This is a genomic window from Paraburkholderia dinghuensis, assembly GCF_003837865.1.
In the GTDB taxonomy this organism is placed as follows: Bacteria; Pseudomonadota; Gammaproteobacteria; order Burkholderiales; family Burkholderiaceae; genus Paraburkholderia; species Paraburkholderia dinghuensis.
Genome location: NZ_RQIS01000003.1, coordinates 215,178 through 227,792, shown reverse-complemented (window position 1 = coordinate 227,792; position 12,615 = coordinate 215,178). Strand labels below are relative to the sequence as shown.

Genomic DNA, 12,615 nt, shown 5'->3' with positions numbered 1-12,615 from the left:
CCGCGCGGGAATTCATGCGCGCCGCGGCATCACGCTCAATCGCATTGCGCCGCGCCCGACTAGCGCGAGCGCGACGCGGCGAACGAAAAACCCAAGGGACGAACGCCCTCAGCCAGCTCTCGCTGGCGCGACGCTACGCGCCCGCGCCGTGACAGACGCGGCGGTAGCGACGCTGCGCAGGTCGGCCAAGAACGTATCGCGCCACACCGCGAGATTGTTCTCGCGCAACGCGGCCATCATGTCCTCGTAACGCGACTTGCGTTCGGCGTGCGGCATCGAGAGCGCACGTTCGAGCGCCTCGGCCGTCTGGTTCAGGTCGTAGGGATTGACGACGAGCGCGCCCTGCATCTGCTCGGCTGCGCCCGCGAACTGGGAGAGCACGAGGACGCCCGGATCGTCGGGATCCTGCGACGCCACATATTCCTTCGCGACGAGATTCATGCCGTCGCGCAGCGGCGCGACATAACCCACGTGCGCGAGCCGGAAAAATCCCATCAGCAGATTGCGCTCGTACTTGCGGTTGAGGTACTGAATCGGCGTCCAGTCGAGTTGCGCGAAGCGTCCATTGATGCGGCCCGCTTCGCCTTCGAGATTGCTGCGGATTGCCTGGTAGGTCTGCACATCGGCACGCGTCGGCGGCGCGATTTGTAGCAACGACACGCGGCCATGCCAGCCCGGCCCGTTCTGCAGCATGCGCTCGAAGGCCTGGAAGCGCTCCGCGAGCCCCTTCGAATAATCGAGCCGGTCGACGCTCATGATGAGCTTGCGCCCGCGCATGGCGTCGCGCAGGCTGCGCACGGCTTTGCGCTCGGAGAATTGCGCCGCGGTGTTCGCGATCACGTCGGGATAGATACCGATCGGATAGGTGCCCACCTTCAGGAAACGCGACCAGGCGTGGACCATGCCGTCCTCGCTCGCCGTGCCATGGCCGCCGCGTTCGACGTAGTCGAGAAACGCCTGGCGGTCCGCATCGGTCTGGAACCCGACCACGTCGTAGTGGCACAGGAACTTCATCAGTTCTTCGTGCGGCGGCACCGAGCGCAGCACCTCGGGCACCGGCATCGGAATGTGCAGGAAAAAGCCGATCGGATTCTTCACGCCGAGATCGCGCAGGCAACGTGCGAACGGGATCAGATGGTAGTCGTGGACCCAGACGATGTCGTCGGGCTCGATCATCGGTTGAAGCTGGCGCGCGAGCGCGACGTTCACGCGCAGATAGCCGCCGTATTCCTGACGCTCGTAGCGCGCGAGGTCGTTGCGGTAGTGGAAGGTCGGCCAGAGCGTCGTGTTCGAGAAGCCCTTGTAGTACTGGTCGTAGTCACGGCGGGTCAACCCCACCGTCGCATAAGTGACGCTGCCCTGCTGCTCGAGGGCGGGCGGTGCTGGAGCGGCGACGGTGTCGCCGCTCCAGCCGAACCAGACGCCGCCGGTTTCCTTGAGCGCGTCCAGCACGCCAACGGCGAGCCCCCCAGCAGCGGGGCGCCCCTCCTGTGTCGGCGCGACGCGATTCGATACCACGATCAGCTTGCCCATTGCGGCCAACCTCCTGTTTCGTTATTTCCGGAAGACGTTGCCTCGCATAGGCACGCAAAAAGCGTGCCCTCCATCGATCACTCAGCGTGAGAGTCTGCTTGAACCCGCGCAGGACGAGCGTGAGCCGCGCGGCGGGCGCGCCGTGCGAATACGTGGGTTGACGCGCCCAGGCGGCGCCGGGGCCAGAAGCAGCACGACGCGCCCGGAAGAGACTCAGGCGTCCTGTTCGGAGCCGAGATCGCGCTGGTATTCGAGTCCCTCGGCCCGCGCGCCGCCTTGGTTGTGCTCGCCGTCAGGGGGAATGCCGGGCGCCGGGCGGTTCTGGCCGGCCGGGTCGGGTGCGGTCATCGGTGGCGGATTGCTGCTCGGCTGTTCTCCGTCACGCGGACCACGCTTGGCCGAGTGACGTGCAGAGCGACGCAATGCAGGATGTCTCATCTCGATGCCTCCAGCGGAAGGCCGCCACTCGTCGGTGGCGTTTAAATAGTCTAGGGGCCGCGACGTGAAATTTCCGGTAAAAATGGCGGCGCTTTTGTAACGTCTACCTGAATTCGTTAGCGCCACAAGGTCCCAGGCTCGGAATCTGCTGTGGGCAGGAAAGCCGATGGAAACGGGGTCGAACCGGCTTTCGAACGCGGCTGTTCATCGGGCTCGGGTGGCGGATCGCCGATCGGCGGTCCACCCGGCTCCGGCTCACCCGGCGGCGGTTCATCAGGTTGGGGGGTATGCGCGAGCCAGGGCTTTGCGCTGGCGCGATCGGCGGATTGGCTTCTGGACATGGCTCACTCCTCGGGATGTCTGTCGTTCATCGACACCTGGACACACCTTGGGCGGAACGCGCACGAGGCGACCGAGGCCCCGCACGCAGACTGCCGCGGCCGCCGCGCGGCCCCGCGCTCAGACGTTCGCGCCGCCCTCCGCGCCCGCCTGCGCCTCTTCACTCGCTCCGCCTTTGCCCCGCTCGTTGCCGTATTCGACGAGCCGGTTATAGAGCGTCTTCAGGCTGATACCGAGAATCTCCGCCGCGCGCGTCTTCACGCCACCGCATTGTTCGAGCGTCGCCAGAATCAGTTGCCGGTCGGCATCGGCAAGCGAGGTTCCGAACGGAATCGTCAATGCCGTCCCGGGCATCGATTTCGACAGCGAAATCTGCAACGGTACCGCCGCCGTCAGCTCGCCCTCGTCACTGGACATGATGTGTGCGCGCTGCACATAGTTCTTCAGCTCGCGCACGTTGCCGGGCCACGGGTACGCGATCAGCATCTCGCGCACGGCGGCCGGGAACTGCTTCTTCGTACCGTGGCGCTCGTTGAGTTCGTCGAGGAACGACTGGGCGAGCAATACCACGTCCTTGCCGCGCTCGCGCAGTGGCGGCAGGTTGATCGGAAAGACGTTGAGGCGGTGATAGAGGTCGAGGCGCAGCTTGCCTTCGGCGACGGCTTCTTCGGGATCGCGATTCGTCGCGGCGATGAGGCGCACGTCGGTCTCGATCTCCTTCGTCGTGCCGACGCGCATGAACATGCCCGTCTCCAGCACGCGCAGAAGCTTGACCTGAAGCTCCGGGGGCATTTCGGTGATTTCGTCGAGGAACAGCGTGCCGCCGTTCGCGCGCTCGAAATAACCTTTGTGCTGCCGGTCCGCGCCGGTGAACGAGCCGCGCTCGTGCCCGAACATCTCCGACTCGATCAGATTCGGCGAGATCGCGCCGCAGTTCACGGCGAGAAATTCGTGCTTGCGGCGCAGGCTCAGTTGATGGATGGTCTGCGCGGCGACCTCCTTGCCCGTGCCCGACTCGCCGACGAGCATCACGGACGCCGGCGTGGGCGCAACACGGCTGATCTGGTCGTAGACCTCCTGCATCGCCGGCGAATTGCCGAGCATCAGGCCAAAACGGCCCATCCGGCGCAGCTCGCCGCGCAGCGTGCCGATCTCTGCCTTGAGATCGCCGGCGCGCGGCAGGCGGTTCAGGATCGCCTTCACACGCTGCAGGTTAATCGGTTTGACGAGGTAGTCGATCGCGCCGGCCTTGAGCGCGTCCACGGCCGTCTCGACGCTCGCATAGCCGGTGATGACCACGAGTTCCACGCCCGAGCGCGGATCGAGGTCCTGGAACAGGTCGGTCCCGCTGCCGTCCGGCAGTTTGAGATCCGTGAAGACAACGTCCGGCATCTGCCGCACGAGCTGGATGCGCGCCTCGCGCAGATCGCCTGCCTGCGCGGTGGTGAGCCCATCGTCGCTCACCACGGCCGCCAGCGCTTCGCGGGTTGCCGCGTCGTCATCGACAATCAATACATGTGGCATCGCGTCTCGTCAGCCCTGGAAGGTAGATGACCCCACACTGCCGCACCGCCGGCGCGGGGGCGCGCCGGAAAATCCGGCCCGGCGCCGCGCAAAGCGCGGCACACGCAGTCGTGGCGCAGTGGAGTACGAAACGGTCGGACCTGCGCCGAAGACGGCGCAGGCGCGGGGTTTAGCTACATCAGCGCAACAATCAAGCAACTATTGACTAAATAAAGCCATGATTGTTGTCGATATAACCATTATAGACGTATTCGAGATAGAGGCACCCGATATCGCACGATCCCGCCATATGCGTGGCGCATCCCCGAGCCCACTCATGCGTGGCCATGCGGAAATGGCCAAGGCTCACCGGCCGCGCCATCCCCGGTGCGGGCCGTATCCGATGCGACCCCCGGCTGACTGGCGCCGAATGCGGTCACCGCAGACCCACCACTACCGTTTGTAGCGAGCGAGCCGCCTTCGTCTTCCCAGCGGCTCAAATCGCGGTAATAGCTCGTACGTTGCGCCCGATGACGCTGCGCCCAGCGCTTCGCCATCATCCCCGCCGTCGCACCGAGCGCGCCGACAGCGAGCAATGCGCCAAATGCGCCAACCAGACTCGTCCTGTTCCTCATCGCGGCCTCCTGATCTCGCTCTGTCCATGCCGGAGAACGCCCGGATCGCGGGCGACGGCACCGTCGAGCCGGGCGCTTTCGCTTTTGCACCCGCCCTTACACCGTCGATTCCGACGGACGCTCCGAGTTCCCTAGCAGGATTCGCACCTTGCGGGCCGCAACATGCGCCAACATCGCCAACATCCTTTCCGCACGCGCGTCTGTCGCGGTGGACGCGAGCTGCGCGCCTCGTCCGACGGCTCGTTCATTGCCCTGCGACGCGCGGCAGTGGTTAAATGTTTCCAGGATGGAAACCACGCGGCCGTCGGCGCGGCTCTTTGCGCGCCAGTCCTGGACGGCCAGACCCGAACCCCGCCCCGGCCGCACACCGCAGATCATGCGGCCGTTCGAAGTCGGCAGCCCCCTTTTCAGGACGACTACCTTATGGCGTCAATCGAGCCGGACTCGCCCACCGCCAATCGCAACGAAACGGGAAACGCCGCGGCGCGCGTCGCCGGATTGCAGTCGTACGGGCGGCTCTACGGATCGTCGTCGGTGATGCTGGAACTCTACGCGCAGATCGAACGCGTGGCGGCCACTGACGCCACCGCGCTGATCATCGGCGAATCGGGAACGGGCAAGGAACTCGTGGCCCGCACCATCCACGAACTTGGCGCGCGGCGTGACGGACCGTTCATCGCGGTGAACTGCGGCGCAATCCCTGACGAGTTGATCGAAGCGGAACTCTTCGGCCACGAGAAGGGCAGCTTCACGGGCGCCGTGCAGGCGCGCGAAGGACACTTCGAGCACGCCCGCGGAGGCACGCTGTTTCTCGACGAAGTCACCGAAATGTCATTGCTGCGTCAGGTGAAGCTGCTGCGCGCACTTGAAACCGGCGAGTACTTTCCGGTGGGCAGCAACGAAGCGACCCGCGGCGACGTGCGTATCATCGCGGCGACCAATCGCGATCCCGTGACGGCCGTGAAGGAGGGCTGTCTGCGCGAAGACCTGATGTACCGTCTCGCCGTTTTTCCACTGCGCGCGCCGCCACTGCGTGAACGTGAACGCGACCGCGAACTGCTCGCGCAACTCTTTCTCGCCGAGTTGAATGCGCAGGAGGGCACGCAAAAGACCTTCAGCAAGCGCGCGCTCGACGCCGTGCGCAACTGGTCGTGGCCCGGCAACGTGCGCGAATTGAGGAACGCGGTCTATCGCGCGTTCATCCTCACGGAGAAGGTCGTCGAGATCACGCATCCACAACTCGTGCCGCGCGTGAAGAAACCGGTCGCGCAAGGCAACGCGATGAACGTCTGGATCGGCACGCCGCTCGCCGACGCGCAAAAGCAGATCATCCTTGGCACGCTCAAATACTGCGGTGGTGACAAGCGGCTAGCGGCGCGCACGCTGGGCGTGAGCCTCAAGACGCTTTACAACCGCCTCGGCAGCTACGGCGCCGAAGACAGTGCCGAAGACGAAGATGGTGGTGCGCGCGAAACCAGTTGAGCTTGCCGCCGAAAACTGTTGCAGAACCGGAACCTTCGATATCTGCCAGTTCGAACACGCCTTTCGCGACGCTGGACGGGCAAAGGTCAGCCTGCCTCTGACTGAAGGCGACGACGGACTGCACTGTTAAATCCGATAGCCGCTACATCGGCGCCCACCGCGTGCTCGCCCTAGCGTTCGACACGACTTCGCGCTGGCGTTTTCCCTCGAACTCGATTTGCCGCCGCAGACAATAACCGCGTGATTGCTGGTGTTTCATTGCACGGAAGCTTTTCCGTCGAAAGGTCCGCCGAACATTCGCTCGAATGATAGGACCGTTTGTCACGAGTCGCTCATTGCAGAGGTTTTCCGCGCAACACGTTTTTGCAAACATTTGCAAATCCCCTATGCCCTTGTGGGCGCCGGTCCGGCAAAATCCCCGCTGCATCAAGCGAGGCCGTTCACCCATTCCTGCGGTGCCCGGCGTCCGGCAGCAGGGATACGACATGCAAGAACGAAGCGCCGCCCACCGATTCCCCCCCTCCGTCGCGACAACACCCTCATCCCGCATGCTGCAAGCCGCGGCGACGCTCACGCTGATGGCCGTCTTGAGCCTCGCCTGCTCGGCATGCGGCTCGCTTTACTCGGAAGGCGCGCAGACCGGCGCGGGCATTGCCGGTGCCGCCATCGCTGCAAAGGTCACGAACAACGCCGCCGTCGCGACAGGCATCGGTCTTGGCGCCGTGGCCGCCGCGAAAGCAGGCGTGCAGTACTCCGAACGAGTCGTTCACCGCAACACGCAGGACAGCATCGCGAAGGCGGCCGGTTCGCTCGACGTCGGCGGCGTCGCGCCGTGGTCCATCACGCACTCGTTTCCAATCGAGGACGACGAGCATGGCCGCGTCACCGTGAGCCGCACGATCAGCAGCGGCGCGCTCGACTGCAAGGAAATCGTCTTCTCGGTCGATCGCGATGCGACGAAGGAAGCGGCGGCCGCCAGCGCGTTCTACGTGGCCGCTGTCTGCCGCGACGGCAGCGCGTGGAAATGGGCGTCGGCCGAACCCGCCACCGATCGCTGGGGCGCGCTGCAATGAGCGCGCGCACTGGTGCGTTTGCGCGCCGCACATCGCCTGCGCGGCTCGTTGCCCTCGCCGTGCTGTGCTCGCTCACGGCGCTCGCGATGAGTGGTTGCGCATCGATCGGCGCAGCGAGTGGCGCCGCAGCGGCAGCCGCGACGGGCATCGTCACGGCGAACCCTGCGGTTGGTGTGGGCGTAGGTATCGCCGTTCAAGCCGCAACCGACGAAGCCGTCAAGCGCGTCATGAAGAACATCCATGCCGACCAGCAGGAACTGATCGCGGAAACCGCCGGTCGGCTGCCGGTCGGCGGCAGCGATAGCTGGCGCATCAAGCACACGCTCCCGATCGAAAACGGTCATGGCGAAGTGCGTGTGACGCGTGCATTTGCGTCGGCGCTCGCACTGTGCAAGGAGTTCGTGTTCTCGGTGCAGGACGGCGATGCAGCCGACGCAAGCACGCAGTGGTTCACCGCCAGCGCTTGCCGCGACGCGCGCGGCTGGCAATGGGCATCGGCGGAACCGGCTGTCGAGCGCTGGGGAACGCTCCAGTAAACGCGTTTTCGCGGCACGAGGGTGAAAGAAAAACGGTCGCGAGTGAACTGCACCCAGCGACGCAGAACCGACTCGCCGACGCCGACCGAACGACTGGCTTCTATATAGCTATAGCCCTGATCGAGCACCGGACATGCGGCCTGCTGCTTGAACTCCGGGGAAAACGACGTCGCCTGGTCATCAGACACCTCTTCATGCCGAGCATTCTCGCCTGAATCAGTGTCCGGTTTCATTAGGCCATTACATTTCCGAACCCTGACAAAAAGTGCCTGGCAGGCTTTAGAGCTGTCGTTTCTTCAGCGTATAGGCGAACAGCGCATATTGGGTGTTCGTCTCGGGATCAAAATATCCGCCTTGAGCAGCCCCATCGTTCAACTCTTTCCACGATTTTCCGGAATCCTTGCTGAGGAAGGTGAGATCGCGTGGAGCGCCATCGCCACTGGCATCCGTCGCATAGACTAGCAGCACACCTTCCTTACCCACGCTGAGGCCATCAAACATCAGATGGTCGTCGAAGGTGTGCAACTGCTGAACACTGGTTCGCAACTCACCAGTCCATGCCGAGAGCGCTCCGGTGCGATGTCCCTTGTCGTTCGGGTCATCCCAGTTACGCGGCGCACCCAATCTGGACAACGCATACAAGGAATAGCGTCCTGTCGTATCCGGGGAAGATTGGAGGTCGACAACAGTTTGATGTGGTAGAACGACATCCCGCTCAAACTCCGACTGACTCCAGTTAATGCGATAGACAAGACTCGATGTCTTGATTTCGCCCAATTGCTCAACATAGTAGGCAACACGCAGCACGCCATCGGGGCTGAGATTTACGCCGTCAAAGGTCTTGCGAGGATTGCCGGCATTGGCGAGCGGCGGCACTTTGACTTCATGCCACGACTGCCCGCCATCGGCAGTTCGCCATACGTGAGGCCCCCACCCAACTGCATAGCCACGTTGCGAATCAAGAAACAGCAATTGCCCGATGTTGCGATCTTCTTGCCAGTTTAGTTGCGTCCAGGTCTGGCCTCCGTCGCTGGAACGCCAGAGTTTGGTAATTTGCGGTGTGAAGCTGCCCGGGGAATCTGGTGTGTTGTAGTCCATCCAGCCGGTGCTGACATATACCGTTCTCCAGTCCTTTGAATACCACCATGCGGCATCCTGACCTCGTTGCTGAAACGTCCGCTTCAACCCACCTTCGATAGTCCCCCGCAGGAAATTCACGGTTGATCGATTTAACCGCTCACTTGAGTCGTTCATCCATGCTTCCGTTGGCTCTGCCACGTCCGGGTCCTTCGATTGGCTTGCTGGCTTAAATGTGATTTCTGGGCGAGCAAGCTTCATGCTAAGCACCTGGTTCCCACGGATACGAAAGTCCCCACCACCATAGGGTTTGTCACTTTTCGAAAAAGTGGTCGTAATCGTTGTCCAACCTGTCGCCATGCTCTGATATCCGTAGGTTACAGCGGCCAGGAGCGCGAGGCCGCCAACTGTAATTTTCCAACCTTTCGCTTTTTGCATATCACTTTGCCAACAGGCGACCGAGTGCTTTGCCGACGGGGTCATCGATGTCGGAGTTGTTAATCATTTTCGGCAAAACCACCATACCGCAATCGACAGCCTGCTCCCAAGTTCGCGCATCACCCCACTCCTGGATGTTCGGCTGCCCCATAATCCTTACCAGATCCCAATTCCAATCCGGAAGGTCCGCAAGACCGGCGTCCAGATAAGCCAACGGATGGGTCTTGAATGCGAAAGTTTTGAATGTGTCGTCATTAAGTTCGAGTTCATACCGTGGCACGGTCATTTGGAAGCTGCCATTTCCAGGCTTCCGACTGTTCATTTGGATCTGATTTCCCTTCATGTTCTGTTTCAGCCCGTCTTCCATGTTTGCCTGAAGGAACCATCTAGCGCTCTTGAGCCACGCTTTCCCCCGCGGGCTCAACTTCGGATACAGCTTCGCTCCGTAGTTCGAGCAGTAGTAGTACCCATAGCTGACATAGTAAGAAGGTGGCTTATGCCCGCACCCGATGTGTCGCATCATGAAGTTGCCATGACGTGACCAGTCGGAATCGGTGCTCTCGGGTGCGATTAGCTGCTCTCGACGATGCAACAAACGGCGCGCAACCTCCTTGTCTTTCCACGGATCCCACGAGGTTGCAAAAGCCTTCACTGTTTCCCATGCACTAGAAACGCTGACCTTTTCTACCGTTTCAAGATATTCGCCGTGCAGTGGCTGGTAGTAATACGGACATTTTCCGATAATCGCAGATGCCGCAGGCGGCACTATCTGGTTGCAGGTGCTGAGCGCAACCTTTGGCCGGACTTGGTAGCCGCTCGGCGTTAACATTGCCGATCCCGTACCCAGAACGGTATCCTGCTTGTCAGTCATCAATGGTTCTCCAGGAATTTAATCACCACATTTTTCGGCACGTGACTTTGTGTCAGTCCTGTCTCGCCGAGTTCGTTCGTGACGCCCTGCGAAATGAGCTCGCCATCTGAGAACATCTGGAATTTGGCGTTGGCTACAGGGATATCCGTGCCAGCCCAATGTGCAATAAACGCTTGATCGTAGTTACCTTCTGAACCGGGCATTGCAGGAAGCGTGCTCGACAATTGTGCAGGGCCTGCGAACGAGTGCTGGCTACCCTTGATGTCGATCTTGCCAGGTGCATGAATCTCGATGTTGCCGTCCTTGACGCGGATATACGCACCGCCCGATGTCAGCAGGATTTCCTGCTTCGCAGCCGCCTCGATCTTGTCCGTTGCAGACAATACTTTTACGCTCTTCTGTGCGGTCAACTCGATGTTGTCCGAGTGGGCCTGAATTTCCACCTTGCCCTTCGCCGCAAACAGCTTCATACCGGCGTTTTGCACGAAAAAGCTGAGCTTCGCCGCGACGCTTGCGATCAGCGACTTGCCGGTTGCGATATGGGTGCTCTGTCCGCTGATGAAGTTGGTCTGTTCGTCGCTGGCGATGTGAACGGATTGCTGCGTGGACAGAGCAATGCCCGATGGGCTACCGAACAGCATCACGGGCCGCTTGAACGCATTGGCATTTCCCGTTCCACCACCCGCCGTCTTTCCACCCGATGATGAACCCGAGACACTGTTCTGTGTCGCATCCGTGAACGACTTCAACGAGTCGTAGCCATCCTTGAGGCTTTCCGCCTGATGCGTGGTGCTCGCATCCGACATTGCTACAAGCACGCTCCCGGAATTCACCAGTTGCTGGGTTGTTTGCCTCGCGTCCATCTGCTGGCTGGTCGCCGGATACGTGGCGACATACAGGCCTTGACCCGCACGCACTGCACCATAGGCGTCGGACTTCAGATCGAAGCCGCTACCAAGATAACTTCCCCTCGTGTTGCCGGACTGGTCGATGAGGTAGCCCAGGTGTAGCTGGGCATTCGTGCTCGATGAGTACAGCTGGACTCTGTTCGGGCCTGTCGAGTCGTCCAGTACCATCTGGTTGTAGCCGCTGCCCTGATATTCCTTCGATTTGTAGCCCGAGAGCAAACCATTGGAATGCCAGTGCGGTTGCGTCCGGCCGTTGTAGACCTTGCCTGTTACCACGGGCCTGTCGCAATCGCCATCGACCCAACTGATGAGGACTTCTTCGCCGACCCGTGGCACGTGCACGCTGCCATATCCGGCACCGCTATCGGACATGGCGACACGCACCCAACACGATGCTCGTTCATCGCCATCATTGAGCCTGTCCCAATGGAAGCGCACCTTGATGCGGTTCAACGAGTCGGTGTAGACCTCTTCCTTTGCTGGGCCAACGACGATAGCTGTTTGCAGATGCATCGCGGGCTTGCGATGCTCAAACGGACTACGGTACGGCACGATTCTGCGTTGGGCTTCAATCTGAACGAGAAAGAAGCCTTCACTGCCATCAGCGTGAGCGACTTTCTCGCCGGTCTGGTTGGCTTTGATATCCGCCAACTTGTCTTTGAGGCTATGCGGGTAATCCGCGACCTGGCTGGATACCGGCAGATTGTTCTCGATGCACCATGCGGTTTCCAGAATGGCAAACTGGCGGTTTTGCCGGCGATCAGTGGCATGCCCGGGGTGATCGTCCAGTTCAAACCAGCGGCCGGCATCCGCACCCCGCAGCCCACCTGAGCCGAAGAATCGTTTTGCGCGCGATTCCCATTCTTCCATGCGGATTTTCGAAAGTGCGTCGCCCCGGTCCTGACTGCGGTAGGTATAGGCCCCGGTGTATTCATATACTTCGGCTTGCTGGGGTAGATCGCCCTGTGTGGGATGCGTGGGGATGTTCGTGCCCTTGGGATTGGCAGGCGAGGCCGGTGCCTTGTAATCAAAGGTGCGGGTCGTGAGCGTCGTGCTCTGTAGCGTTCGCGTGCCTGACCACTGCACCAATGTATCGGTTTCGCTGTTGATGCCTGCACGGTAAAACTCAACCGCCTGCGGTGAAAGCGGCGGGAACGCGTCGAGGCTGTCCGTGACGACGAGCGTATGCCACTTGCCGTCGCTTCCCTGCTCGAAATAGCCGAACAGGCCTTCGCTTTCCATGATGCGGTGGACGAAATTCCAGTCGTCCTCGTATTGCATGCAGAACGAACGAGAGGGGCAGGGCCTGCTCAGTGCGAAGCGAAATGCCCCCTGTGCATGTGGGTGCATGTTGAATACATCCGCCAGGATTGTGTCTGCCGGTTTGTCTTGCCAGATTCGCGCATCCTTGCGAAAGCGCAGGAAGTGCATCCATGATGCGAAGCCGATCTGATAGCTCGTGAGGCCACTGTCCGACCCAAGTCGCCGTGCGGTATGCACGTAGCCGTGATGAGGCTGATACGATTTATCGCGTTGCTGAATCCAAAGCGTAACGGGCTGCGCGATCAGTTTCTTGAGTTCGATGGCGTCGGACGCGGATACGACATCGGCGGTGAATTCAAAATGGTGGCCAATTCGTGAATGACCAACCATGCGCTGGGCCACCAGGACGTCATTTCCCAGTGAAGTATCCAGCTTCAGCAGGCGGTCACTCTGGATGAGTCCGCCAATTATTGCCCCGATAATGTCCTGCGCACTCATGCCGCCTCTTCTTGTTGGCTA

11 protein-coding genes and 1 pseudogene are annotated in these 12,615 nt (G+C 61.3%); 3 read left to right on the top strand and 9 right to left on the bottom strand.

Annotated elements, in window-relative coordinates:
* Positions 1 to 108: 108 nt before the first annotated feature.
* The 5 genes from otsA to D1Y85_RS05615 form a co-directional block, all read right to left on the bottom strand.
* Positions 109 to 1,533, bottom strand: coding sequence for an alpha,alpha-trehalose-phosphate synthase (UDP-forming) (gene otsA / locus D1Y85_RS05635; protein WP_124150050.1), 1,425 nt, complete (start codon positions 1,531 to 1,533; stop codon positions 109 to 111).
* 213 nt (positions 1,534 to 1,746) lie between these two features.
* On the bottom strand, positions 1,747 to 1,971 hold the full coding sequence (locus D1Y85_RS05630; RefSeq protein WP_124150049.1) for a hypothetical protein: 225 nt from the start codon (positions 1,969 to 1,971) through the stop codon (positions 1,747 to 1,749).
* A 116-nt stretch (positions 1,972 to 2,087) separates the two neighbouring features.
* Positions 2,088 to 2,312: a hypothetical protein gene (locus tag D1Y85_RS27295; RefSeq protein ID WP_124150048.1), complete on the bottom strand. Its 225-nt coding sequence runs from the start codon at positions 2,310 to 2,312 to the stop codon at positions 2,088 to 2,090.
* A 118-nt stretch (positions 2,313 to 2,430) separates the two neighbouring features.
* A complete protein-coding gene (locus tag D1Y85_RS05620; protein ID WP_124150047.1) occupies positions 2,431 to 3,834 on the bottom strand; it encodes a sigma-54-dependent transcriptional regulator in 1,404 nt (467 codons plus the stop codon).
* 314 nt (positions 3,835 to 4,148) lie between these two features.
* Positions 4,149 to 4,448 (bottom strand): hypothetical protein, encoded by a 300-nt coding sequence (locus D1Y85_RS05615; protein ID WP_124150046.1) that lies wholly within the window; start codon positions 4,446 to 4,448, stop codon positions 4,149 to 4,151.
* A 423-nt stretch (positions 4,449 to 4,871) separates the two neighbouring features.
* Here D1Y85_RS05615 and D1Y85_RS05610 point away from each other — a divergent pair, with 423 nt between their 5' ends.
* The 3 genes from D1Y85_RS05610 (at position 4,872) to D1Y85_RS05600 (ending at position 7,539) form a co-directional block, all read left to right on the top strand.
* Positions 4,872 to 5,930 (top strand): sigma-54 interaction domain-containing protein, encoded by a 1,059-nt coding sequence (locus D1Y85_RS05610; protein ID WP_124150045.1) that lies wholly within the window; start codon positions 4,872 to 4,874, stop codon positions 5,928 to 5,930.
* A gap of 548 nt (positions 5,931 to 6,478) precedes the next feature.
* Positions 6,479 to 7,003: a hypothetical protein gene (locus D1Y85_RS05605; RefSeq protein WP_124150209.1), complete on the top strand. Its 525-nt coding sequence runs from the start codon at positions 6,479 to 6,481 to the stop codon at positions 7,001 to 7,003.
* Positions 7,000 to 7,539, top strand: a complete 540-nt coding sequence (locus D1Y85_RS05600) for a hypothetical protein (RefSeq protein ID WP_124150044.1) — start codon at positions 7,000 to 7,002, stop codon at positions 7,537 to 7,539. The genes D1Y85_RS05605 and D1Y85_RS05600 overlap by 4 nt, the downstream gene beginning before the upstream one ends.
* A gap of 47 nt (positions 7,540 to 7,586) precedes the next feature.
* On the opposite strand, the pseudogene D1Y85_RS05595 reads toward D1Y85_RS05600, so the two are convergent.
* The 4 genes and pseudogenes from D1Y85_RS05595 to D1Y85_RS05580 all read right to left on the bottom strand — a co-directional run.
* Positions 7,587 to 7,772, bottom strand: a pseudogene (locus D1Y85_RS05595) (transposase); the annotation flags it as partial.
* 46 nt (positions 7,773 to 7,818) lie between these two features.
* Entirely contained in the window at positions 7,819 to 8,976 is a 1,158-nt protein-coding gene (locus D1Y85_RS05590; protein ID WP_124150208.1) for a glycosyl hydrolase, read from the bottom strand.
* Positions 8,977 to 9,055: 79 nt separating this feature from the next.
* Positions 9,056 to 9,925: a hypothetical protein gene (locus D1Y85_RS05585; RefSeq protein ID WP_124150043.1), complete on the bottom strand. Its 870-nt coding sequence runs from the start codon at positions 9,923 to 9,925 to the stop codon at positions 9,056 to 9,058.
* A complete protein-coding gene (locus D1Y85_RS05580) occupies positions 9,925 to 12,594 on the bottom strand; it encodes a type VI secretion system Vgr family protein (RefSeq protein WP_124150042.1) in 2,670 nt (889 codons plus the stop codon). The genes D1Y85_RS05585 and D1Y85_RS05580 overlap by 1 nt, the downstream gene beginning before the upstream one ends.
* Positions 12,595 to 12,615 lie beyond the last annotated feature (21 nt).

Bases quoted from the DNA above. Each gene is read 5' to 3' on its own strand.
- otsA (WP_124150050.1), bottom strand. From the start codon at position 1,533: ATGGGCAAGCTGATCGTGGTATCGAATCGCGTCGCGCCGACACAGGAG.
- D1Y85_RS05600 (WP_124150044.1), top strand. From the start codon at position 7,000: ATGAGCGCGCGCACTGGTGCGTTTGCGCGCCGCACATCGCCTGCGCGG.
- D1Y85_RS05610 (WP_124150045.1), top strand. From the start codon at position 4,872: ATGGCGTCAATCGAGCCGGACTCGCCCACCGCCAATCGCAACGAAACG.
- D1Y85_RS05585 (WP_124150043.1), bottom strand. From the start codon at position 9,925: ATGACTGACAAGCAGGATACCGTTCTGGGTACGGGATCGGCAATGTTA.
- D1Y85_RS05615 (WP_124150046.1), bottom strand. From the start codon at position 4,448: ATGAGGAACAGGACGAGTCTGGTTGGCGCATTTGGCGCATTGCTCGCT.
- D1Y85_RS05590 (WP_124150208.1), bottom strand. From the start codon at position 8,976: ATGGCGACAGGTTGGACAACGATTACGACCACTTTTTCGAAAAGTGAC.
- D1Y85_RS05630 (WP_124150049.1), bottom strand. From the start codon at position 1,971: ATGAGACATCCTGCATTGCGTCGCTCTGCACGTCACTCGGCCAAGCGT.
- D1Y85_RS05620 (WP_124150047.1), bottom strand. From the start codon at position 3,834: ATGCCACATGTATTGATTGTCGATGACGACGCGGCAACCCGCGAAGCG.
- D1Y85_RS05580 (WP_124150042.1), bottom strand. From the start codon at position 12,594: ATGAGTGCGCAGGACATTATCGGGGCAATAATTGGCGGACTCATCCAG.
- D1Y85_RS05605 (WP_124150209.1), top strand. From the start codon at position 6,479: ATGCTGCAAGCCGCGGCGACGCTCACGCTGATGGCCGTCTTGAGCCTC.
- D1Y85_RS27295 (WP_124150048.1), bottom strand. From the start codon at position 2,312: ATGTCCAGAAGCCAATCCGCCGATCGCGCCAGCGCAAAGCCCTGGCTC.